This window comes from Pseudomonas sp. DWP3-1-2, from assembly GCF_049896285.1.
GTDB lineage: Bacteria > Pseudomonadota > Gammaproteobacteria > Pseudomonadales > Pseudomonadaceae > Aquipseudomonas.
Genome location: NZ_JAFCTZ010000007.1, coordinates 1 through 23,341, shown reverse-complemented (window position 1 = coordinate 23,341; position 23,341 = coordinate 1). Strand labels below are relative to the sequence as shown.

The 23,341-nt window shown below is 57.3% G+C and carries 22 protein-coding genes; 12 read left to right on the top strand and 10 right to left on the bottom strand.

Annotated elements, in window-relative coordinates:
* The first annotated feature begins 76 nt into the window (after nt 1–76).
* From ACP7B0_RS16105 to ACP7B0_RS16060, 10 genes are all read left to right on the top strand, one after another.
* Nucleotides 77–220 (top strand): type VI secretion protein, encoded by a 144-nt coding sequence (locus ACP7B0_RS16105; protein WP_426142412.1) that lies wholly within the window; start codon nt 77–79, stop codon nt 218–220.
* A 19-nt stretch (nt 221–239) separates the two neighbouring features.
* On the top strand, nt 240–1,430 hold the full coding sequence (gene tagH / locus ACP7B0_RS16100) for a type VI secretion system-associated FHA domain protein TagH (RefSeq protein ID WP_426142411.1): 1,191 nt from the start codon (nt 240–242) through the stop codon (nt 1,428–1,430).
* 10 nt (nt 1,431–1,440) lie between these two features.
* Complete coding sequence (gene tssJ / locus ACP7B0_RS16095) at nt 1,441–1,926, top strand: type VI secretion system lipoprotein TssJ (RefSeq protein ID WP_426142410.1); 486 nt, start codon at nt 1,441–1,443, stop codon at nt 1,924–1,926.
* The gene (tssK, locus tag ACP7B0_RS16090; protein ID WP_426142409.1) at nt 1,926–3,257 is read left to right on the top strand and encodes a type VI secretion system baseplate subunit TssK; all 1,332 of its coding nucleotides are present in this window, start codon (nt 1,926–1,928) and stop codon (nt 3,255–3,257) included. Before tssJ ends, tssK begins: the two co-directional genes overlap by 1 nt.
* A gap of 5 nt (nt 3,258–3,262) precedes the next feature.
* On the top strand, nt 3,263–4,150 hold the full coding sequence (gene icmH, locus ACP7B0_RS16085) for a type IVB secretion system protein IcmH/DotU (RefSeq protein ID WP_426142408.1): 888 nt from the start codon (nt 3,263–3,265) through the stop codon (nt 4,148–4,150).
* Complete coding sequence (gene tssM, locus ACP7B0_RS16080) at nt 4,147–7,659, top strand: type VI secretion system membrane subunit TssM (protein ID WP_426142407.1); 3,513 nt, start codon at nt 4,147–4,149, stop codon at nt 7,657–7,659. The genes icmH and tssM overlap by 4 nt, the downstream gene beginning before the upstream one ends.
* A complete protein-coding gene (locus ACP7B0_RS16075; protein ID WP_426142406.1) occupies nt 7,659–8,384 on the top strand; it encodes a PP2C family protein-serine/threonine phosphatase in 726 nt (241 codons plus the stop codon). The genes tssM and ACP7B0_RS16075 overlap by 1 nt, the downstream gene beginning before the upstream one ends.
* Complete coding sequence (locus ACP7B0_RS16070) at nt 8,381–9,361, top strand: serine/threonine-protein kinase (protein ID WP_426142405.1); 981 nt, start codon at nt 8,381–8,383, stop codon at nt 9,359–9,361. Before ACP7B0_RS16075 ends, ACP7B0_RS16070 begins: the two co-directional genes overlap by 4 nt.
* 231 nt (nt 9,362–9,592) lie before the next feature.
* A complete protein-coding gene (locus tag ACP7B0_RS16065) occupies nt 9,593–10,048 on the top strand; it encodes a hypothetical protein (RefSeq protein ID WP_426142404.1) in 456 nt (151 codons plus the stop codon).
* A gap of 209 nt (nt 10,049–10,257) precedes the next feature.
* Entirely contained in the window at nt 10,258–10,635 is a 378-nt protein-coding gene (locus tag ACP7B0_RS16060) for an SCP2 sterol-binding domain-containing protein (protein WP_426142403.1), read from the top strand.
* A 41-nt stretch (nt 10,636–10,676) separates the two neighbouring features.
* On the opposite strand, the gene ACP7B0_RS16055 is transcribed toward ACP7B0_RS16060, so the two are convergent.
* From ACP7B0_RS16055 to ACP7B0_RS16010, 10 genes are all read right to left on the bottom strand, one after another.
* On the bottom strand, nt 10,677–12,638 hold the full coding sequence (locus tag ACP7B0_RS16055; RefSeq protein WP_426142402.1) for a DUF4105 domain-containing protein: 1,962 nt from the start codon (nt 12,636–12,638) through the stop codon (nt 10,677–10,679).
* Nucleotides 12,635–12,955: a DUF2388 domain-containing protein gene (locus ACP7B0_RS16050; protein ID WP_426142401.1), complete on the bottom strand. Its 321-nt coding sequence runs from the start codon at nt 12,953–12,955 to the stop codon at nt 12,635–12,637. The genes ACP7B0_RS16055 and ACP7B0_RS16050 overlap by 4 nt, the downstream gene beginning before the upstream one ends.
* A 36-nt stretch (nt 12,956–12,991) precedes the next feature.
* Nucleotides 12,992–13,297, bottom strand: coding sequence for a DUF2388 domain-containing protein (locus ACP7B0_RS16045; protein WP_426142400.1), 306 nt, complete (start codon nt 13,295–13,297; stop codon nt 12,992–12,994).
* 95 nt (nt 13,298–13,392) lie between these two features.
* Nucleotides 13,393–13,710, bottom strand: a complete 318-nt coding sequence (locus tag ACP7B0_RS16040; protein WP_426142399.1) for a DUF2388 domain-containing protein — start codon at nt 13,708–13,710, stop codon at nt 13,393–13,395.
* A gap of 368 nt (nt 13,711–14,078) precedes the next feature.
* The gene (locus tag ACP7B0_RS16035; RefSeq protein ID WP_426142398.1) at nt 14,079–14,294 is read right to left on the bottom strand and encodes a DUF1127 domain-containing protein; all 216 of its coding nucleotides are present in this window, start codon (nt 14,292–14,294) and stop codon (nt 14,079–14,081) included.
* A 319-nt stretch (nt 14,295–14,613) separates the two neighbouring features.
* Nucleotides 14,614–16,107 (bottom strand): acetyl-CoA hydrolase/transferase family protein, encoded by a 1,494-nt coding sequence (locus ACP7B0_RS16030; protein ID WP_426142397.1) that lies wholly within the window; start codon nt 16,105–16,107, stop codon nt 14,614–14,616.
* 183 nt (nt 16,108–16,290) lie between these two features.
* Nucleotides 16,291–17,736, bottom strand: a complete 1,446-nt coding sequence (locus ACP7B0_RS16025; protein WP_426142396.1) for an NAD(P)(+) transhydrogenase (Re/Si-specific) subunit beta — start codon at nt 17,734–17,736, stop codon at nt 16,291–16,293.
* On the bottom strand, nt 17,733–18,056 hold the full coding sequence (locus ACP7B0_RS16020) for an NAD(P) transhydrogenase subunit alpha (RefSeq protein WP_003438157.1): 324 nt from the start codon (nt 18,054–18,056) through the stop codon (nt 17,733–17,735). Before ACP7B0_RS16020 ends, ACP7B0_RS16025 begins: the two co-directional genes overlap by 4 nt.
* An 11-nt stretch (nt 18,057–18,067) precedes the next feature.
* A complete protein-coding gene (locus ACP7B0_RS16015; protein ID WP_426142395.1) occupies nt 18,068–19,189 on the bottom strand; it encodes a Re/Si-specific NAD(P)(+) transhydrogenase subunit alpha in 1,122 nt (373 codons plus the stop codon).
* A gap of 418 nt (nt 19,190–19,607) precedes the next feature.
* Nucleotides 19,608–20,528 (bottom strand): LysR family transcriptional regulator, encoded by a 921-nt coding sequence (locus ACP7B0_RS16010; RefSeq protein ID WP_426142394.1) that lies wholly within the window; start codon nt 20,526–20,528, stop codon nt 19,608–19,610.
* 156 nt (nt 20,529–20,684) lie between these two features.
* Here ACP7B0_RS16010 and ACP7B0_RS16005 point away from each other — a divergent pair, with 156 nt between their 5' ends.
* Entirely contained in the window at nt 20,685–21,866 is a 1,182-nt protein-coding gene (locus tag ACP7B0_RS16005) for an acyl-CoA dehydrogenase (RefSeq protein ID WP_426142393.1), read from the top strand.
* Between the two features lie 14 nt (nt 21,867–21,880).
* Nucleotides 21,881–23,101 carry a CaiB/BaiF CoA transferase family protein gene (locus ACP7B0_RS16000; protein WP_426142392.1) on the top strand — a complete coding sequence of 407 codons (1,221 nt, stop codon included), beginning with the start codon at nt 21,881–21,883 and terminating at the stop codon, nt 23,099–23,101.
* Nucleotides 23,102–23,341 lie beyond the last annotated feature (240 nt).

Below are 23,341 nucleotides of genomic sequence, written 5' to 3'. Positions count from 1 at the left end.
GTTTTCCCTCTGCGGTTCTTGTGCCGTGCCTCGCAGTACGCATGGCTGCTCCCACTCCGTCTCTCTGGTGAACCCCTTGATCTCTATTCGCTTCCGGCAAACCGTGATGGTTTCCCTGATCTGCGTATTTGGCCTGAGTGGCTGCGCGGGCCATTACAAATTCAGTGACCACGAATACCGGCCTCTCGGTGAGCCGCACGTCGTCAACCGCGGCACCTGATCACATGGAGAAACGCTCAATGGAGTTGATTTTCGAGTTGCTCGACAACGGGCAGGTCGCATCCGGGCAAGAGATGCGCAAGACATTCAAACAGGCGGGAGGGGTGATCGGTCGCGGGAAAAACTGCGAGTGGGTGATTGTGGATTCTGAGCGCTACACATCAGGTACACACGCACAGGTTACCTTTCGCGATGGCGACTTCTATCTGACGGACCTCAGCACAAACGGCACGCTGATCGCCGGGAATGGACAGACTTTGCGTAAAAACGAAACCCTGCGGATTGAGCATGATGCTGTTTATGGTCTGGGCAAATTCGAGATTCGTGCGCGCTTGATCAAGGACCCCGCTGAGTTTGTCGGGTGTGTGGAACAGGCCGTAACGACTGGGAATCTCATTCCGGACGAAGCATTCCTTGAGCTGGATCTGCTGGCAAATTTCGCTCAACAAGACAGACGCTGTTCGGATTTTGACGAGATCCTACCCTCAAGCCTGGCTCAGCAAGCCTCTGAACAGGGGGTTGATTATGGAATGGCTGATACGCAAAACCTGCTGGTGCCCGAGCTGGTTGCCGTCCCACAGCCGCCTGTGCTCGCCGATCCAGTTGAGCCGGAACGCCAGAGCGACAATTTCTGGCAGCGCTTCGGTTCGGCGCTGGGTGTCGATCTGAATGCGATGGATCAGAACAGCCGCGAGGCGCTGGCGATGAGTGCTGCCCGCCTGCTCAAGCAAAGTATTGGTGGGTTGCAGCAAAGCCTGCGCACGCGAAGCGAGCTGAAAAATGAACTGCGTCTGGCTCAAAGCACTGCGCAGCACACCAGCCTCAACCCGCTCAAGTACTCGGGGAATGCGGGTGAGGCGCTCGGCTTTTTGCTGCAGCCCCAAAAACCAGGGCAGTGGCCAGCCGAGCATGCGATTGCCCAAGGCTTTCGCGATATTCAGGCCCACCAGGTGGCGATGCTGGCAGCTAGCCGTGCCGCCCTGCGTGCGGCTCTTGAGCACTTCTCACCCCAGCAATTGACCTTACGCTTTGAGCGCGACACTCAGAAAACACTGTTCTCGACAGCAGGCAAACGCTGGCGGGCCTATGAGCGCTACCACCAGATATTGCTCCAGGACGACGACTGGAGTGAGCGACTCCTGGCGCGTGACTTCGCCCAGGTCTACGCCGATCAGGTGCGTTTGATTGCCACCCTGCACACTGGAAACTGAGGATATTCCCATGCTGCGTTTTTGCGCCCCGATCTTCGTGGGCCTTGTTTTACTGCTGAGCGGCTGCTCGGTCCTTTCACCCTATTCGACACAGACCCGGGTGGAGCTTCAACTTACCGCCAGTGACCAATTGAACCCCGATATCAACGGTCGTCCGTCACCTATTGTCTTGCGCTTGCTGGAGCTAAAAAATCCGGTTTTGTTCGAGACGGTGGATTTTTTCGGCTTGTATGGGCAGACCAAGGAGCTGCTGGCCCCGGATCTGGTCGCCAGCGAAGAGTTGGAGCTACGTCCCGGCGAGCGCGTGCAACTTAAGCTGCACGTGAAGGAAGGCAGCCGCTACGTGGGCGTATTGGCGGCTTACCGTGATCTTCCTGAGACCAAATGGCGTTATGTGATTCGTGTCACCCCGGACGCAACGACTTACGTCGCGCTGAATCTCGATCACAAGGGAATCCATGATGGCAACGAGGCGTTCGCCAAGGTGGACCACTGATGAACAAACATAAAGTCCTTTGGCAGGAAGGCATGTTGCTTCGCCCCCAGCATTTCCAGCATAACGACCGTTATTTCGAGAATCAGATCAAGACCCACACATTGCTGCTCAAGCGCAATGCGTGGGGCTTCTCGAAACTGGCAGTCGATGAGCAATACTTCAACTTGAGCAAGATCGTCGTTACCCAAGCCTCGGGTGTACTACCGGATGGGACTTTCTTTGATCTTGCCCACAGCAAGCAGTTGCTGACACTGGATATTCCGCCAGACAGCGGCAACGCCTCGGTTTACCTCGCCCTGCCTCTACTGGCGGGCGGGAGTGTCGAATCCAGGGAGGCGGGTCAGGAAGACGTTTTGGCGCGGTATACCCGTTACATGGAAGAGATAGCCGATTCCAATGCTGACAGTGATTCGCGTAGCCAGATCAGTTGTGGCCGCCCTGATTTTCGTTTGCTGGTAGGGGAGCAAGCCACCGACAAGGCTTTTGTGAAGCTCAAATTGTGCGAGTTGGCGGGCGCTACCGCCCACGGTGGAATCTCACTCAATAATGAGTTCGCACCGACCTTTCTGAATATACGTCACAGCACGTATGTGCTGGCCTGCCTGAATGAGGTCATTGCGCTGCTCACCCTTCGAGGCGAGGCCATCGCTGAGCGTATTCAGGCCAATGGTAAAGGCGGAGCAGCGGAGGTCGGGGACTTCATGATGCTGCAGTTGATCAATCGTACCGAGCTGATATTGCGCAACATGCTGGACCTTGATCAGGTGCATCCCGAAGAGGTGTACACCGTTTTGCTGGGCATGCTGGGGGAGTTATCGACCTTTGCCAGCGATAGCAAGCGTCCGAATCTGGAAACGTTTTACTCCCACGAAGATCAAGCTGGATGCCTGCGATTGCTGATGGGGGAAGCGCGGCAACTCCTCTCGATGGTTCTTGAACAGCATGCGGTAGCGCTGCCGCTGCAGGAGCGCCAATACGGGATTCTTGTCGCGCCTCTGCAGGATCGTTCGTTGCTGGGGTCCTCTATTTTCGTTCTCGCTGTCAGTGCTCATTGTGACTCCGAAGAATTGCGCAAGCGCTTACCCGCGTACCTTAAGGTCGCGCCTGTGGAAAGTATTCGTCAGTTGGTGAATCTGCATCTGCCAGGCATCAAGGTCAAACCGCTGCCTGTTGCCCCGCGACAAATACCGTTTCATGCCAACAAAACCTACTTCCTGCTTGAACTTCATTCGCAGGTACTCGCCCAGCTTGAGCGCTCGGGAGGCTTTGCGTTCCACGTGTCCGGTGACTTTGACGGGCTGGATCTGAGTTTCTGGGCCATAAGGAGCTGACCTGAGTGAACACGGATATTGACACTTCCCAGACCTCAAATACGGTCTTTTTCAGCACAGAAAAGGACGGCCCGATCAAGGATCGGCTGACCGATTTTGAGCCTGCTGCACGCGTTGAGAATCTTGAGGATCGCCTGGTGTACGCAGCGCGTATCCGTGCGCCGGAGTCATTCAGCGTCAGTCTGAACATCCTGGTCGCGGCTGCGGCGCCGTTGTTGTCAGAAGTGCTGAATCTCAGACATGAAAAACAAGAAGGCGATCTGGTAACGCTCAATACCCGGCTGTGCGAGAGCATGCGGGCGTTCGATGCCGCTGCCGCGCAAAACGGTGCTGAAAGCAGTCAGATCCAGGCTGCTCGTTATGTGTTGTGCACTGTCGTCGATGAGGCGGTGGTCATGTCATCCCGGAGTGATCGAAGCGAGTGGTCGAAGATGAGCCTGTTGAGCAAATTCCAAGGCGAAACGTCTGGCGGCGAAAAGTTCTTTCATCTGCTTGATCGTGTCCTGCAAAACCCCTCCAAGTACTTGCCACTGCTGGAATTGATGTACATCTGCATTGCGCTTGGCTTTGAAGGTAAGTATCGGGTCGTGAACCGAGGCACTGTCGAACTGGAGGCGATACGCGACAGTCTCTATCGCCAGATTCTCAACGAGCGAGGCGAGATTACTCGCGAGCTTTCGCCACAGTGGGAAGGCCTCAATGACGGGCGTCGCAGCCTGATACGTATTGTGCCTTGGTGGCTGGTGGTGATCTTCACGCTGATCAGCCTGGCTGCGATGTATTTCGGCTTCGCCTGGGTTTTGGGCGAACAACGTGAAACCGTTCTTGAGCCTTATCACTCGATTGAATCTGAGTCGAGTCAGCCCCAGTCGAAACACAGAGACGCGTCATGAAAGATTTTTTGAGAAAACTGGCGGCTGCGCTGAGTAAAACCTGGGTATGGTCGCTGCTTCTGGTGGTGTTGATTGCACTGGTGATCTGGGCAGTCGGCCCACTGATTGCGGTTTCGGATCATAAGTTATGGGAGGATTCAGCGACCCGGCTGCTGAGCATCTGCGTGGTGTTCCTGCTATGGGCGTTGTTGATGGTGTTCGTCAGTTGGCGGAGCAATGTCCGCAGACAGCGCGAGCAGGATAGCGCCATAGGGCAGGAGCGATTGCTCAATGCCCAAAAGGTGGCTGACGAGCAGAAGGAGGTGCGCGGGCGGTTCTCCGAGGCCCTGCAGACCCTGAAAACATCGAGTCTTTACCGCGGGCGTAGTGAGCGCTGGCGCAATGAGCTGCCCTGGTATTTGGTGCTGGGAGCAACAGGTGCGGGCAAAACCAGTCTGCTGGATTTTTCCGGGCTGGATTTTCCGCTCAATAAGATAGAGCGCAAGCTGACGCGGGATACGCAAGGCACACGTCATTGCGATTGGTATTTCGCCAATAACGCCGTGCTCATCGACACGGCTGGCCGCTATTTATTCCAGAATGAAGAAGCCGACCGGGCCTCTTGGTCTACGCTGCTTGGCTTGTTGCGCACGCGGCGGCGCAATCGACCGCTCAATGGTGTGTTGGTGTCGGTCGATGTCAAAATCCTGAGCGGATCCGAAGTCGATCTGGAAAACCTGGCTCGCCAGGTGCGAGCGCGACTCCAGGAAATCCATCAGCGGCTGCATGTCGATGTGCCGGTTTATCTGGTACTGAGCAAAGCCGACCAGATACCCGGTTTCACGACCTTCTTCGATCAACTTTCTCGCGAAGAAACAGAGCAGGTGTTGGGCGCAACATTTCGCAAGGATCAGAACGGAACGGATGCCATTGTTTTACGTGAAGCGTTCGATGCTCTATTGCGGCGCCTGAATAGCCAGTTGATAAACCGGATGCACCTCGACCGAAATATCACGCGTCGAGGTTTGATCCTGGAGTTTCCCAACCGGCTCGGGATGATGGGTGAGCGTTTATGCCTGTTCGTCGATATGGCTTTTACCGGCAGTCGCTATCAGCGCTCCAGTCAATTGCGTGGCTTTTACCTGACCAGTGCGCCCCATATCGAGGCTCCACTTGATAAGGATACGGCAGCCATCGGAGCCAGCTCCGGGATGGCGAGCAGCGTATTGCCGACATTGCGCAGCGGTCGCCCGATGTTTATCAACAACCTGCTGGCCCGTGTGATTTTCCCCGAGGCCGAACTGGCAGGACTCGACAAGCGTGAAGCGCACCGCATCCACTGGAGGCACCGTGCCCTTTACGGCGGTTCGGTAGCAGCCTTGAGCGTTTTCGCGCTGACCTGGGCCAGCGGCTTTGCGGAGAACCATGATCGGCTGGAAACCTTGCGTGACCTCGCCCGTCAGTTGACTCAGGAACACTCGGCGCTGAGTCCGCAGGATGATGAGCTGGTGGCGCTCAAGGCTCTGGACCTGAGCTATCAGGCCAGCACGGTATTCCCTGACAAGAGTCGCATCGCGCTGCATGAGCGAAATGGTTTGTATCAGGGCGAACAAAGCAATCTTGTTCTGGACGCCGCCTACCAGCGTGAACTGGAAACCCAGTTATTACCGCGCGTGGCCCGTTTGCTGGAGGCGCAGGTTCGCTCGAACCTCAAAGACCGCGAGCAGTTGCTGGGCAGTCTTCGTGCTTACCTGATGCTCAACCTCAGTGAGCGCCGCGATGCGGCCTGGCTCAAGGAGTGGGTCGCCGCAGATTGGTCTGTACGGCATAGCGGAAACACAGCGGCACAACATAGTTTGAATGAGCATTTTCAACGCTTGCTGGACCGGCCGTTCGGCTATTCGCTGAACACTGAACTCGTGACGCAAGCGCGCCAGGTTCTTCGTAGCGAGTCGCTGGCAGCCGTGGTTTATCGTGCGCTGCGTGATCAGGCACAAGATCTGCCGCAGTACCGTCTGAATCAACATCTTGGGCCGCAAGGCGCGGTATTTACCGGTACTGATTACGCCATTCCGGGGTTTTATACACAGCGTGGCTACCAACAGAACTTCGTGGTGAAGGGCCCCACGCTGGTGACCGGAATTCTTCGGGATAACTGGGTCCTGGGAGAGGGGGCCGAAATCAGTGGCATGGACCTGCGTCGTTTGATGGTCGAGCTGGAGCAGTTCTACTTCCGTGATTATTCAAACCACTGGAGCGAGGCCGTTGCCCGGGTGCGCCTGCAGTCCTTCACCTTCGCCGCCGACGGTGCCGATCAGGTCGCGAGCCTGACGGCGGCCAGTTCGCCTTTGGTGCAGTTGCTCATGGAAGTGCGTGATCACACACGTTTTCAGGCCATCCCGGAAAGTGTCGAGGCGCTTGCACCGGCCGAGCCTGTCAAGGCAGGCGCACTTGGCAAGGTCGCGGCGGCGGCGGCCGAGCAGGCCAAGGATGCCGTGTCCAGAAATCTGCCTGACACGGCCAAGAAGTCCTTGCAACGTCGTTTCGAGCCCTTGCACCGCCTGATCGATGACAGCAATGGGCCGGCTGGCGATCTGGCCCCGGCTTTTCAAACGCTTAACGAGCTGCAGTTGCAGCTGTCGAGCCTGGCTCGCTCCAGTCAACAGGATCAAAGCGCCTACGAGTTAGCCAAGGCGCGAATGGCTGGCCAGCGGGATGTGCTCGGCGCTTTGCGCAACACATCTACGCGGCTGCCGCAGCCAGTCAATGGCTGGTTCAACGCAGTTGCCGATGACACTTGGTCGATGGTGCTGGGCGATGCCTATCAGTACCTCAACCAGCGTTATCAGAACGAGTTGTACGGTTTCTATGGCAAGGCCATCGACAAGCGCTATCCGTTCAATGCTCACAGCACCAGCGATGTGGCGCTCAATGACTTCCGCGAGTTCTTCAAGGCTCAGGGCGTCGCCGACAGATTCTTCGACACCTACATGCGGCCCTTTATCAGCGGCGACCCCGGCAGCTATCGTCTTCGCAGCGTTGACGGGCGTAGTTTGCCGATGTCGCGGGTTTTTCTGGAGCAAATGTCACATGCCCACGTGATTCGTCGCAGCTTCTTCGCCGAGAACCCGAACGAGCCTCAGGTCATGTTCAAACTGGAGCCTTACACCCTTGACCCAAGCGTAAGCCGTGCGGAGTTCCGTCTGGGAGATCAACAAATGGAATATCGCCACGGCCCTATCATCCCGGCATCCTTCAAATGGCCCACAGATGTGGATGATGGCCGTGCAAGCCTGGTGCTGGAGAAGATCGCCGGTCGAGCCTTGGGATTGGAAGAGAACACCGGTCCGTGGTCACTGTTCAGGCTGTTTGATTTGATGCAGACCGAATATTTGCGGGGGCGTGACGTAATGGTCCTGAAGGCCAATGTCGGTGGCCTGCGGGCCAACTATTTGTTGTCCAGTCAGCGCTCGCCTAACCCTTTCGACCTTGACTCGGTTCGGCGTTTCCGGTTGCCGGGGCAGCTTTAATGCGTTTCAGGCGCGCCCACCACAGTGTGGCGCGTACTGACCAAGGCAAGGTCAGGACGCGCAATGAGGATGCATTTCTGAACAGTCCGGAGCACGGCCTCTGGGTCGTCGCCGATGGCATGGGCGGTCATCGAGGCGGTGATGTCGCCAGTCAACTGGTCGTGCGCAGTCTCGCGGGCCTTGGTCGGCGAGATTGTCTTGATGAACGTCTGGATGCCGTGCGCCAATGCCTGCAATGGGTCAATAGACGTCTTGGCCAGGAAACATCGGTTACAGCCGGCCAGGACGCAATCACCGGCAGCACCGTGGTTGCTCTATTGGTCGAAGGCAAGCGCGCCGCATGTCTCTGGGCGGGTGACAGCCGTTGCTATTTGTGGCGTGAGCAGCGGCTCTATCAGCTTTCTCGGGATCATTCCGTGTTGCAGCATCTAGTCGACAGCAAACAGTTGACCCCTGAGCAGGCTGCACAGCATCCGGCGGCTCGTGCCTTGACCCGGGCAGTGGGGGCCGCTGACTTACTGTGCCTTGATGTCATCCAACTCGACGTCCGCCATGACGATATTTTTTTGCTGTGCTCCGACGGGCTCTACCAGGCGCTTGAGCCTAATGCGTTGGGCGATGCTTTGAGCATGAACTCATCGGGGCTGACGCTCGACCTCTTGTTCGAGAGGGTGTTACGGGGGCCAGCCAGCGACAATCTGACGGCCGTAGTCATACGGCCATGATTGAGCCAGTGTCTTCAGAGGATGCCAAGGTTAAGGTTGGCCAGTTGACCTGCTTTGCCATGGAAGGAGGTTTAGGCGTCGAGACTTCATCTTCCGAGCCTTGCAAAATGTCGGTAGGCGAACTACCGAAAATACTTTGCGGGCGCTACCAACTTCAGGGGCTGCTGGGTGCTGGCGGAATGGCGGTGGTTTATCGCGCCAAGGATCTGGTACATGAGCAATACGGCGAGCCAGCGCCTTACCTTGCCGTCAAGCTGCTGAACGAAGAGTTCGCTGATGCGCCGGATGCAGACGTGTTGTTGTATAGCGAGTTCGCCCTGACCAGACATTTGCGCCATCCCAATGTCATACGTGTTCATGCCTTCGAGGTCGAGCCCGGTTGTCAAAGAGCCTTTATTACTCAGGAGTTGAACTGTGGCAGCACGCTGGACAAGCTGTTGTGTGAGCAGCCCGGGGGGCTTTACGCTGACCAGCTGCAAGCCATTGCCGTGCCGTTGCTTGATGCGTTGGCGTATGTTCACGAGCGGGGCGTCCTGCACGGAGATTTGAAACCAGGCAATCTGATGCTGACTGATGACGGCCCCCGGATGTTTGATTTCGGCCTTGGGGTGGCATTGGACGGTGTCATGGACGGATTGCCTCGGTTAAGCCGTGACCGTTTTAAAGCGTGGACGCCCGATTACGCGGCGCCGGAATTGCTCGAAGGTGCGCCGCTCTCTATGCAGTCCGACGTGTATGCCATGGGTTGCGTGCTTTACGAACTGGCAAGCGGTAAACATCCTTTCCCGAATATATCGTCCGTTCAGGCCAGAGCCGACCGGTTATGGTTCAGGCTGCGTCCGCCAGCCAATCTCCCTATTCGCTTCTGGCCCGCCCTGCGTCTGGCATTGGCTCTTGATGTGGGTGTCAGAACCATCACCGCTCGCGAACTCCGCGACGCCTTCAGCACCGTCCCCATCGGGCGTATGCAGTTCTAACCACCGCCTGCGCGTTTCTTACGTTTCAATCAGCCCTAAACAATCAATATATTTCCTACTTTAAGTCAGGATTTTTCCATTTTTGACTGGGTATTACTGTGTCTGAAATTTCCCTACAACTAAGTATTGGGGATTACGTGATCATCGGATTTTTCCGACTTTTTAAAATTCTTCATTCCCTTAAAGTTCCGCCGCTGTTGATAACTCCTAAAAACCACCCGGGAAAGTGTTATGAAAAAGTTATGGATGTCTGCTGCCATTGCAACGTTGATTGCGACCACCAGCGGCTGTGTCAGCTACAACATGAGCCAGCCAAGCGCGCCTCTGGAAGGTGTGGTCAGAAGTGATCTGAAGGCAGACGTCAAAGTCGGCGAAACCATCAGTGGTCAATCTTCGACCAATATTCTGTTCAACTTCTTCGCCTTCGGTGGCGACACTCAGTTCGCGGACGGCGTTGTTTACGGCGCTGGCGGCGGCGGTGGTGGTGCTCTGGGCGGCCTGGGTCTGCCGATTCCTGACCCGATCTCCACGACCAAGGCGGCTGCCGCCTACAAGGCTGTGAAGTCCTCGGGCGCTGATCTGATCGTTGCGCCTCGCTATGAAGTCAGCGTCAAAGACTACTTCATCTTCAAGAAGGTCGACGTCAAGGTTACTGGCAACAAAGGCAGCATCAGCAGCATCCGCTGATCCCTGTTTGATCCGTTGAACCCCCGAGCAAGCGCTGTCTCCTCTCAAGATGGCGCTTCGCTTGTCACGACAGATAAGTGACCAATTGGTCACGTAAATGTAGCTATCTTCTTTGAAAGTGGATGCATTTTACTGCTGAAGCGCGTCTTGCAAACCGCTACACTGCTGCGCCGGTTGCTCCGACCGGAACTCTCTACCGAGGCAGTGTCATGAAATTTCGTTTTCTACTCTGGATGATGGGTGTGCTGATGTCTCGGGCCAGCCGCAACAATCCTGCCTTTCAACAACAGTTGGCCGGCAAGGCCCTGACATTTCAACTGCAAACGTTCGACGGCAAGATAGCCCGGCATTTCGTCGTCAGTGATCAACGCATTACCAGTCATGCCGGTACTGTGGCTGAGCCTGCATTCGCGATCTGCTTCAAGGACGCCCCTTTCGGGTTTGCCACGTTGCAGGCGAAGAACAAACAGTTGGCCTTCATGAAAGGTGTTCAGGATCAGGACATTCAGATCAAAGGTAATACGGGTCTGGTGATCTGGTTCCAGGGCTTGATGAAATACCTGAAGCCGAAAAAGAAGAAGGTTTAGCAGTCACTCACGGGCGCCGCGAGGTCGCGAGAGCTAACGCTTCAGGGTAATTCCAGCCCGCCCGCGGCCTTATGCAGAGCCCTTAGGTGCTCGCCCAGTTGCTTCAGGTTCGCTTCATTGGCGGCGATTTCGGCCGCGCGTTCGGGTTCGAGCAGGGCGCGGACTTCTTTATCCAGATCACCGCTCAGGCGCTGAAGCTGTTTCTGGCGCTGACCGCTTTCCTCTTCCAGCCGTTTCCATTCCGCCGTTTGTGGTAAGCCATAGCCACCGCTGTCCAGCAGTTCGGCGGGGCGGCTGAGAAAGCCGCTGCTGGCGAGAATTTCCTGAAGCGTGCGCGTCGCCTTGGATACGCTGCCGTCTTTCTGTTCCCGCGCACTCAAATAACGCCGCTTGACTTCGTCCTGGGCGGTCAATAGTTGCCGTCGCAAACTGGCTTGCTCCAGCAGCAGCATGGCGGCGCTGCTCTGCAGATCCGCGTTGGCGAACCAGGGTTTGCGATCCTCGGCTGGCAAAGAGAGCCAGTCTTCAACCGTAGTCTGTTTGATGGGCAGACGCTTCCTTACGATTTCGAACATCGCTTGGTAGCGGTCGCGGTAAGAGTCGAAACGATAGCCTCGACGCAGGGCTTCCTTGGGATCATCCAGAACGCTGGTGTCGGCCAGGCCGCGCCCTTTCAACACTTCCAGCAAGCCGTTGGGCAAGATGCTGTCCAGGTCGGCCAGCTGTGGATTGTGGGTGCCGCTGCGCAGCAGCTTGAGGTTTTCAACGGCGCAGTTGTTGGAGATGAAGAAGTAATTGCCGTCGTAGCTCCAGTGCATTTCAGCGGCATGTTGCACCAGCCCGTCGATTTCCTCGCGGGACAACTTGAGTGGCACTGAGGCCAGGCTGCGCAGTTCGGTCTTGGTGTATTCGTCGATCACCTGACCCAGTGGCAGAACGAACAATCGGGAGGGGTAGGCGCCCATCAGACCGTCCCAGCTGGACAGTTGGACATCGCCGACGAAGGCTCGATAAGACAACACCAGATGCTGGTCCAGATCCAGTCGGCAGTCGGGCCCGCGCGGGCGACCCGGTTTGCAGATTACCAGGCGCAGCATGCTGTGGCCCCAGCGACTCATCAGGTTCTGGTTGGCTTCTGCCAGCAGGTAATCGACCTCGTAAACACGTTCGGGTTCGAGCTTGCCCAGCGGCTGACGTCCGAAGTCGCTGCCGGCGTTCAGATAGGGGTAGAACGTCGGGCAGTTGTCTTTGGCCTTGGGCGCCCAGCCGAAGTGTTGTTTGTAATAGTCATAGAGCGCAGGGCGGCGGCAGGCGTAGGCCGGATCGAGCAGAAAATACTCCATGTTGACCGCGACGAATTCCAGCGGGCTGGTGGTTTCGTAAATGTCCGGGCTGCGCGCCACCTGTCCGTTGTGTTGTTCGCGCTCGCCTCGGCGGCCGACGTATTGCGGCCAGCCGGCAAGGTCGAGCAGGCGCGGGTCGTCGCTGAGGGTGAAGCGACGATCAGTCTCGCCCCGGCAGTTTCCCGGCAGGCCGACTTTCCCCAGGCTGCTGCTCTGGCGAGAACACCTGAGGATCAGCGTGCGTTCGGGTCCGTGCCAAAGCCGTGCGCGGTCATAAATGTGGGTCAACTCATGCAGCACTGTCGCCAGCATTTCGTTGCGCACGGTGCCGTGGGGGCGGTTGGTTTTTTCGGTGGCTGCCGAGCCGTCGGTGAGACCGGCCAGCAGACGCGTGTTCAGATCCAGCCGGTAAGGCCCGGATGCTTGACCATAGGCGTTGTCCGGCATGTCCGTGGACCAACGCACTTCGACCTGACGGTCAAGGTCTTGGACAAAGCGTGGCGGCAGCGCAGCAAGCGCTTCATCCAGAAGCGTTTGCGTGGCTTTGTATTGCGCAGCGCTAAGCCCGTCGGGTGTCAGTGACAGGCTCAGGCTGGCGGCGGCGCTCGTAGCGGTCAGCGACAGTAAGCATGCCAACAGCCAGGCACCGAACCGCCTCACAGTGCGAGGATGGCTTCGGCGAGCACTTGGTCGCTGGCGTTACGGGCTTCGGGGACGCGGGTGCGCAATGTGTCGAAGGCCGCTTCGAGTTGCGCGCCACGGATGTCGCCATTGCTGGCAACGTAGCTGGCGGCATCATCCTTGGCCTGGGCCACGAGCTTGGAGTCGCGTACCGAGGTGGTGGTGTCCGACGTGAAGTCGATAGTGCGAGCGAACGCGTTAACGATGATGTGACTGGTCTGTACGACGGTTTCAGCCTGGGCTGCACCGGTCAGCAACAGCAGGCCGAATGTCGCAGCAATGAGCGGGGTACGCATGAAACGTCTCCAAAATAATGCAGAAGAGAAAAGTGACTATTGGACGAGAATTGCCTGTGCCAGTTCCAGATCGGTGGCATCAAGTTTTGGCCGTGTCTGGCGCAGATACATCAATGCCGACTCAAGCTGTGCCCCTCGCAGTTGGCCGTCAGTGGCGATAAACGCTGCGGCGTCATCCTGAGCAGCAACGATAAGCTTCTTGTCGAAAGGACCGGTCGTCACCTGACTGGTGGCATAACCGCTAATGACCAGGCTTTGGGTGGTCGTATCAAGCGCTAGAGCTGGCGCCGTCCAGAACAGAATCGCCAATGGCGTAAACAGCAGAAGAGGCAGTAAGCGCATGGTCTCGATAACTGACTAAACGAAGCCCAAGGCTAGCGCAATGCCCGGTCCAGAGCCAGCCCGGCAGCCAGCTGTCGGCTGCCGCAGCCGGATAATCAGATGGCCAGGATGGCTTGAGCCAGTTGATCGTCGGTAGCGTTCAATTGCGGAGCCAACTGACGGATATGCTGGAAAGCACCCTCCAGTTGCACGCCACGGATTTCTCCGGCGCTGGCGACAAAGCTGGCGGCGTCATCGCGGGCGGCACGAACAATCTTGTCGTCTTTGAGCGACGACGAAATATTTGAAGTGGCGTTGGTGGATGCATCCACTGCTCGCACGACCGCATCCGTCGTGACGACAAAGCTGGAAGCGCTGGCGCCTGTTGCGGCGGCCAGCAGGACTACAGCGCTAAGCGAACGTAGGCGGGACATGTTGAAACTCCATAGGATGATGAAATTGCAGGGTTCATAAGCGAGGGGAACAACGCCGCGCTCACGTGTGCCATTAAAGAAAGCGTAGCCCTTCTAGCGCGTAAGCCTATCCCAGCGTGGGTCTGCTTGCTATCGCGACGAAGAACAGATGACCTGGCAGTCAACACACCATCCAGAGAGATGCAGAACTGTATAGGCTAAAAAAAATGAATTAAGAACTGTACTGGTTTGCTTCTGCCTCTGCCAGGAACAAGCGCACGACCCTTAAATGACAAAACCCGTCGGCAGTTACCTGCGACGGGTCTTGTATGGAGCAATTCGGGTTGCTGGTGAGAGACCTGAAAGGTCAGGGACCAGCGTGCGCTACATTAGCGCCAGAACGGCTTGCTCAGCTCTTCATAACGTTGTGATTCGCTGATACCGGCGTCAGCAAGCAAACGCGAATCCAGGCGGGCCAATTGGTGGCGGCTGGAAAGGCGACGCTGCCAGAGCATCAGGTTGGCGAGAACGCGCATAGGCCATGCAGCTTTAGCGGTTGTAGCGGTGTTTTCGTAGAACATGTCGGAACTGACTGTACGTTCCATGGTGTGACTTCCTTCCGCTTGTGGCGGGTTTAGACAGTGGCTTGATTGGTGCCAATCTTCCTCTGAGTTGGCCAGTCTCTCCAGATACAGTTCACTTGTATTGTGAGGGTTCAGTTAACTGTCTAGAGCCACTGTTTTGTTCGGAAATGGGGCAACTGTACCGGTCTGCACCTTATCAGTGCGATTTGTGCGCAAAACAGGTGAAAGTGGCTTTTGGAGGCGTTGAAATGACCGGTACAGAAGTACAGTTTTTCTGTTTTTGGTCATCACAGCGCGCGAGCGGGCAATAAATTGTATTGCCCGCTCGCAACTGTTTGCTTCAGGCGGGCAGCATGCTGCCTGTTTCGTCGAGTCTGAAGTGCCAACTGAGTGCTTCGCGCAACACATGCGGGGTATGTCCACCTTTGGCGCACGCGGCGTCGAAGTAGGCATTGAGCGCTGCGCGGTAGGCGGGATGCACACAGTTGTCGATGATCACCCGTGCGCGCTCTCGAGGCGCCAGGCCGCGCAGGTCGGCCAGGCCTTGTTCGGTGACCAGGATGTCCACGTCGTGTTCGGTGTGATCCACATGGCTCACCATGGGCACAACGCTGGAGATAGCGCCGCCTTTGGCGATGGACTTGGTGACGAAGATCGCCAGGTGGGCGTTTCGCGAAAAATCCCCGGACCCGCCAATGCCATTCATCATTCGCGTGCCGCACACGTGAGTCGAGTTGACGTTGCCGTACAGATCGAACTCAAGTGCGGTGTTGATGCCAATGATACCCAGGCGCCGGATGACTTCCGGGTGGTTGGATATTTCCTGAGGGCGCAGCACCAGACGGGACTTGTAGCGACCAAAGTCAGCGAAGACTTCCGCATGCTTGCTGGCCGACAAGGTCATGGAGCTGCCGGAGGCGAAGCTCAGCTTGCCGGCGTCGAACAGTTCGAACGTCGAATCCTGCAGGACTTCGGAGTACATGGTCATGTCGTGAAAAGGGGAGTCGACCAGGCCATGCATGATGGCATTGGCAATGGTGCCGATCCCGGCCTGTAACGGCATGAGCGTGTTAGTCAGCCGGTCCTCGCGCACTTCTTTCTTGAAAAATTCAACCAGGTGGTTGGCAATGGCCTGGGTGTCCGTGTCTGGCGGCAGCACAGTGGAAGGCGAGTCGGCCTGATTGCTGATGACGATCCCGACGATTTTGGCCGGGTCGATCTGCACCGCGTGACTGCCGATTCGTGTATCGGCGCGCAATACCGGGATCGGCAGGCGGGTCGGGCGGTAGCTGGGGATATAGATGTCATGCAGACCTTCCAGCTCCAGCGGCTGGGCCAGGTTGATCTCGACGATCACCTCTTTGGCCAGGATGGCGAAGCTGGCGGAGTTGCCCACGGAGGTGCTCAGCACCAGATGGCCTTCCTCGGTGATTGCCACGCATTCGATCACGGCCAGGTCCACAGCCTTGATCTGCCGGTTACGCAGTTGCTCGACGGTGTCAGACAAGTGACTGTCGATGAACATCACAGAGCCATCGTTGATGGCTTTGCGCAGCGTGCTGTCGACCTGAAACGGCATACGTCGCGACAATACGCCCGCTTCGGTCAGTTGTTTGTCCAGGTCATTGCCCAGGCTGGCGCCCGTCATCAGGCTGATCTTGAGCGGGAAATCTTTGGCGCGCTCGGCCAGTGCCTTGGGCACAGCCTTGGCTTCACCTGCACGGGTGAAGCCGCTCATGCCGACGGTCATGCCATCCTGAATCAACGCTGCGGCATCAGCCGCGCTCATTACCTTGCTCATGAGCGAAGGCAAGCGGATACGGTCACGGTACATTGGATTCTTATCTCGGGGGTGGAAGCGAAGACCCAGTCTAGTGATTTGGGCATTTTTCGTCCCGCTACCAAGGTCGCATTTGGAGGCTCTAATTAGCGGGCTGCAGCGCAAAACACTGTTACGTGGAATGTAAAAAGCCCCAGCCGACGAGCGCCTGGGGCTTCATTAAAAGGCTTCGGGAGGCTACGCGTTATCGACCGCCTTCACCATGTCCTCGATCACCTTTTTGGCATCGCCGAACACCATCATGGTTTTATCCAGATAGAACAGTTCGTTGTCCAGACCGGCATAACCGCTGGCCATGGAGCGCTTGTTGACGATGATGGTCTTGGCCTTGAAGGCTTCCAGGATCGGCATCCCGGCGATGGGTGACTTGGGATCGTTCTTCGCCGCCGGGTTGACCACGTCGTTGGCACCCAGTACCAGCACAACGTCTGCCTGCCCGAACTCGGAGTTGATGTCGTCCATTTCGAACACCTGATCGTAAGGCACTTCCGCCTCGGCCAGCAGTACGTTCATGTGCCCGGGCATCCGGCCCGCAACCGGGTGAATGGCGTATTTCACGGTGACGCCATGATGGATGAGTTTCTCCGTCAGCTCCTTGAGCGCATGTTGCGCCCGCGCCACTGCCAGCCCGTAGCCGGGAACGATGATCACGGTGTCGGCGTTGGTCAGCAGGAACGTCGCATCATCAGCCGAACCGGATTTGACCGGGCGCGCTTGCGTGGCGTCCGCCGGACCGGCAACGACTGTAGCACCGCCGAAGCCGCCGCCGATCACATTGAAAAACGAGCGGTTCATCGCCTTGCACATGATGTACGAGAGGATTGCCCCGGAAGATCCCACCAGTGAACCGGCAATGATCAGCATTGAGTTGTTCAGCGAGAAGCCAATGCCGGCAGCGGCCCAGCCTGAATAGCTGTTGAGCATCGAGACGACGACCGGCATATCCGCGCCGCCAATCGGGATGATCAGCAGCACGCCGATGACGAAAGCCAGGGCCAGCATCACGGCGAAGGCATTCAGATCGCCAGTGAACATGAAAATCAGGCCGAACAGCAGCGTGGCCAGTCCGATCACCAGATTCAGCTTGTGCTGGCCCGGGAACTGTACCGGTGCGCCTTGAAACAAGCGGAACTTGTACTTGCCCGAAAGCTTGCCGAATGCGATGACCGAGCCGGAGAAGGTGATTGCACCGATGGCTGCGCCCAGGAACAACTCAAGGCGGTTACCTGCAGGGATCGCGTCGCCCAGGTTCGGCACGATGTTCAGCGATTGGGGTTCCACGACCGCCGCGATAGCGATGAACACGGCTGCCAGACCGATCATGCTGTGCATGAACGCGACCAGTTCCGGCATCTTGGTCATCTCGACGCGCTTGGCCATGATCGAGCCCGCCGTACCGCCTGCCAGCAAGCCGATGAAGATATAGCCAATGCCAGCGCTGGTGTCGGACAGCGCGGCCAGCTTGTAGACCAGGCCGATGGTCGTGACCACCGCCAGGCCCATGCCCAGCATGCCGAACAGGTTGCCCCGTCGGGATGTGGTGGGATGGGACAAGCCTTTGAGCGCTTGAATAAAGCAGACCGCAGAGACGAGATACAACAGGGTGACGAGATTCATGCTCATGGCTTGCGCACCTCTTCCTTGGCTTTGGGTGCTTTCTTCTTGAACATTTCCAGCATGCGTCGTGTAACCAAAAAGCCACCGAATACGTTAACGGCGGCCAGGGCAACGGCAAGCGTGCCCATGGTTTTGCCCAGCGGCGTAACGGTCAGTGCTGCGGCGAGCATGGCGCCGACGATCACAATGGCCGAGATCGCGTTTGTCACCGCCATGAGCGGCGTGTGCAGGGCGGGCGTGACGTTCCAAACCACGTGATAGCCGACGTAAATCGCCAGCACGAAAATGATCAGGTTGTAGATGCCTGGGGAGATCAGCTCTTCCATTGTTTTTATCCTTAGCCGTTCTTGCGGATGACTTGGCCGTCGCGGCACATGAGGCACGCGACGACAATGTCGTCTTCCAGATTGATGTGCAGTTGCCCGTCCTTGTCGACCAGCAGCTTCATGAAATCCAGCAGGTTGCGGGCATACAGCGCTGAAGCGTCTGCGGCGACCATGGCGGGCAGATTCGTGTGCCCGACGATGGTCACGCCATTCGCGACGATGACCTGGTCGGCGACCGTCAGCGGGCAGTTGCCCCCTTGCGCAGCGGCCAGATCAATCACCACCGAGCCTGGCTTCATCTGAGCGACCGTCTCTGCGCTCAGCAGTACCGGCGCCTTGCGACCCGGAATCAGGGCCGTGGTGATCACGATGTCGGACTGTTTGGCGCGCTCATGGACCGCAGCGGCCTGGCGCTGCATCCAGCTCGCTGGCATCGGCCGCGCATAACCGCCAACCCCGACCGCGCATTCGCGTTCTTCGTCAGTTTCGTAGGGCACATCAATAAACTTGGCGCCCAAGGATTCGATCTGCTCCTTCACTGCCGGGCGCACATCAGAGGCTTCAATGACCGCGCCCATCCGTTTGGCCGTGGCAATGGCCTGCAATCCGGCCACCCCGGCGCCCAACACCAGGACACGCGCAGCCTTCACGGTGCCGGCCGCCGTCATCAGCATCGGCATGAAGCGCGGGTAATGGTGCGCGCCGAGCAGCACGGCTTTGTAACCGGCAATGTTGGCTTGCGAAGACAGCACATCAAGACTTTGCGCACGAGAGGTACGCGGTGCTGCCTCAAGGGCAAACGCGGTGATGCCGTGGGAGGCCATCTTGCCGATGGTCTCGCTATCAAAGGGGTTGAGCATCCCGACCACGATCGCGCCGCTCTTTATAAGCGTCAGTTCGTTATCGTTGGGGGGCGCGACCTTGAGCAGCAACTCGGCACCCAACGCATCTTCGACCGAGCCAATAGCCGCTCCGGCAGTTTCATAGGCGCTGTCTGGGACACTCGCGTTAACGCCTGCGCCACGTTGCACCGTGACGCGGTGGCCTTGGGCGATCAACTTCTTGATGGTTTCCGGGGTTGCAGCTACCCGTTTTTCACCCGTATGGGTCTCGAGAGGAACGCCAATGTGCACGTGAAGTCTCCTGCGTGATCTTTTTTATAGTTCTGAATAAGTCCAGAGCGCCAACGTGATGCTTCCGGGGTTGCCGATCAGCACGACCCAGCCGAATCAAGGGCGGGCGCGGCATTTTGCAGGCGAAGTTCGGTCCCTTCAACACATTCTGTAAGAAGACCATAAATTAACTACAAGTCATGCTGTGACTTAATGTCGCAATAGTTGCCTACAGCCCCTATATAGCGGGCTTTACAGGCAAATTAGTCGAATTTTTGAATGTTGCAAAATTTATTGTGAGAAACAACGGAAAATAACCAGAAGTCCTCTGAAAGCCTTGTATTCCGGCACTTTATAGCTGCTATTCCCGCCGGGAATGCAGTTTTGTATAGAGGTGATAATCTCGGTATGTAGTGCATTAATATAATTAACTACACAGTCAGGAAGGTGCTTCAACCTCAATATTCATTAGCTCATAGGCGTTCGCCTGTTCGATTAGCCAGTCTCGAAACGCCCGTAAAGAGGCTGATTCGGCTTTTCGCATGGGAATCATCAACTGATACGCCTTCAGACTTGATAGTGAATGAGTGTTAGCGATCACCAGCCGCCGTTCCGCCAACTCCCTTTGGATCAGGAACGGCGGTATCAAGGCGACGCCCATTTCATGCATGGCCGCTTGAGCAAGCATTGAGAAGAGTTCGTAGCGGGGGCCTGTCATGTCGCGGGGCACATTGAGGTTGAGCCCGCCAAACCACTGGCGCCACGCGTAAGGTCGAGTGGTCTGTTGCAGCAGCGGGAGTTCGGCGATTGCCTGGGGCGTAAGACTGTTTTCTCCCTCCAGCAGAGTCGGACTGCACACCGGCATAGGGTTTTCGTCCATCAAGCGATAGGACTCGGTACCCGGCCAGTCGGCATCGCCAAAGTAAATGGCAGCGTCGAAGTCAGTGTCCGCGAAAAGGAACGGTCGTGTCCGGTTGGTGAGATTGACCGTGACTTCAGGATGAAGCGTTTGAAAGTGCTTGAGGCGCGGCAGCAGCCATTGCGTGCCGAAAGTCGGCACTACGGCGAGTTCGATGGCGTTCGTCCCTTGCTGGCCCATGACTGACAGCGTATCGCGCTCGACAGCATCCAGTTGTGTCGCCACGCGTCGGCTGTAAGACAAACCTGCTTCCGTCAGCTTAACTCCCCGTCGTGAGCGTCGGAATAACTCCACGCCAAGGAAGGATTCAAGGCTGGCGATCTGTCGGCAGATAGCGCTTTGCGTCAATGAAAGCTCGTCGGCGGCCTTGGTAAAGCTTTCATGGCGCGCGGCGGCTTCAAAGCTGACCAACGCAGCGGTGCTGGGTATTTTGCGGCGCATATTCGGAGCCCTCACTTATCAGCGTTGAATATAGGTGCCTGGACGATCTCGGAGTGAGAAAATATCACAACAGCGTGCTAAATCCTCGTTTGCGGCGTGACGACTGCGGGTCTAGGATCTTGGCACGACCATCTGCATGACGGAGTGAGGATTTTTATGGGTGCCAAGGCAAGCTTCAACTGGATCGATCCACTGCTGCTGGATCAACAGCTCACCGAAGAAGAGCGCATGGTTCGCGACAGTGCTGCGCAATTCGCTCAGGACAAGCTGGCCCCTAGAGTTCTTGAAGCTTTTCGTCATGAGCACACCGATCCGGCGATTTTTCGCGAAATGGGTGAAATCGGTTTGCTGGGCGCGACCATTCCCGAGGCCTACGGCGGCAGCGGCCTCAATTATGTGTGCTACGGATTGATCGCCCGGGAAGTCGAGCGTATCGACTCCGGTTATCGCTCGATGATGAGTGTGCAGTCTTCCCTCGTGATGGTGCCGATCAATGAATTCGGCACCGAAGCGCAGAAGCAGAAATATCTGCCCAAGCTGGCATCAGGTGAATGGATTGGCTGTTTCGGTCTGACCGAACCCAATCACGGTTCCGACCCTGGCGCGATGATCACCCGTGCGAAAAAAGTCGACGGCGGCTATCGCTTGTCGGGCAGCAAGATGTGGATCACCAACAGCCCCATCGCTGATGTTTTTGTCGTCTGGGGCAAGGATGACGAGGGTGATATTCGAGGCTTCGTCCTGGAGAAAGGCTGGGCCGGGCTGAGTGCGCCTGCCATTCATGGCAAGGTGGGGTTGCGTGCGTCCATCACGGGCGAAATCGTCATGGATAACGTGTTCGTGCCTGAAGAGAACATCTTCCCTGATGTGCGCGGCCTTAAAGGTCCGTTTACGTGCCTGAACTCGGCTCGCTACGGGATTTCATGGGGCGCATTGGGTGCGGCGGAGTTCTGCTGGCACACCGCACGTCAATACACGCTGGATCGCCATCAGTTCGGCCGCCCGCTCGCGGCCAATCAGCTGATTCAGAAAAAGCTCGCGGACATGCAGACTGAAATCACCCTGGCGCTGCAAGGCTGCCTGCGATTGGGTCGCATGAAAGACGAAGGCACTGCGGCCGTCGAGATCACATCCATCATGAAGCGCAACTCGTGCGGCAAGTCTCTGGACATCGCCCGCATGGCGCGGGACATGCTCGGTGGCAACGGGATTTCCGACGAGTTCGGCATCGCGCGCCATCTGGTCAACCTTGAAGTGGTCAACACCTACGAAGGGACGCACGACGTCCATGCGCTGATCCTCGGGCGCGCTCAGACTGGCATTCAGGCTTTCTATTAATAGAGGAGCCGGTCATGGGCGCGCTTTCACATATCAGGGTGCTGGATTTGTCGCGGGTGTTGGCCGGGCCGTGGGCGGGGCAGATTCTTGCGGACCTCGGTGCAGAGGTCATCAAGGTCGAGCGTCCCGGCAGTGGGGATGACACTCGCGCCTGGGGGCCCCCGTATCTGAAAAATGCCGACGGGGAGAACACAAGCGAGGCGGCCTATTACCTGTCCGCCAATCGGAACAAGCAATCCGTCACCATCGACTTCACCCGCGCCGAGGGTCAGAAGCTGGTCAGAGAGCTGGCCGTCAAGTCCGACATCCTTATCGAGAACTTCAAGGTCGGAGGTCTGGCTGCCTACGGTCTGGACTATGCGTCATTGAAGGCGATCAACCCGAGGCTGATCTACTGCTCGATCACCGGCTTCGGGCAAACCGGGCCTTATGCCAAACGCGCCGGCTATGACTTCATGATTCAGGGCCTGGGTGGGCTGATGAGCCTGACCGGTCGCCCGGAGGGCGAGGAGGGCGCAGGTCCCGTGAAAGTCGGCGTCGCGCTGACGGATATCCTGACCGGGCTCTACTCGACCACGGCAATACTCGCGGCCTTGGCCAGTCGTGATCAGGGTGGGTCAGGTCAACATATCGATATGGCGCTGCTGGATGTGCAAGTGGCTTGTCTGGCCAATCAGGCGATGAACTACCTGACCACCGGGGTGGCGCCTCATCGACTGGGGAACGCACATCCCAATATTGTTCCTTACCAGGACTTTCCTACAGCAGATGGCGACTTCATCCTGACCGTGGGGAATGACAGCCAGTTCAGGAAGTTTGCCGAGGTGGCGGGGCAGCCGCAGTGGGCAGATGACCCGCGCTTCCTGACCAATAAACTGCGAGTGGCTAATCGGGCGCTGCTTATTCCGATGATTCGCCAGGCGACCGTGTTCAAAACCACGGCGCAATGGGTGAGTGAGCTGGAGGTGGCGGGCGTGCCGTGCGGGCCCATCAATAACCTGGCGGAGGTTTTCGCGGACCCGCAGGTTCAGGCAAGAGGGCTCGCGATGAGCCTGCCTCATTCGTCAGGGGAGAGCGTTCCCCTGGTTGCCAGTCCTATTCGTCTTTCCGAGACACCGGTTGAGTATCGGTACGCGCCGCCTTTGTTGGGTGAGCATACCTATGAAGTGCTTCAGGCATTGCTGGGGCTGCAGGTAGAAGAGGTATCCCTCCTTCGCCAGGCGGGGGTGGTGTAGTACTACCTATATATAGAAGGAGGGGGTTTGCTTGGCTTTCTCGCATAAAGTTCAAATAAACGGTTGACGCCCTCCCGAATCTCTCTATAATTCGCACCTCTTCCGGAGCAGACGAAACGGGAAACCTCTTGTTAATCAAGTGGTTAGCCAGTTTGGTTGGCGAGGAAGAGGCTTCGATGCGTTGATCGAAAGCGGTGAAAAAAGGCAGTTGACAGCAGGTTGTAACGCTGTAGAATTCGC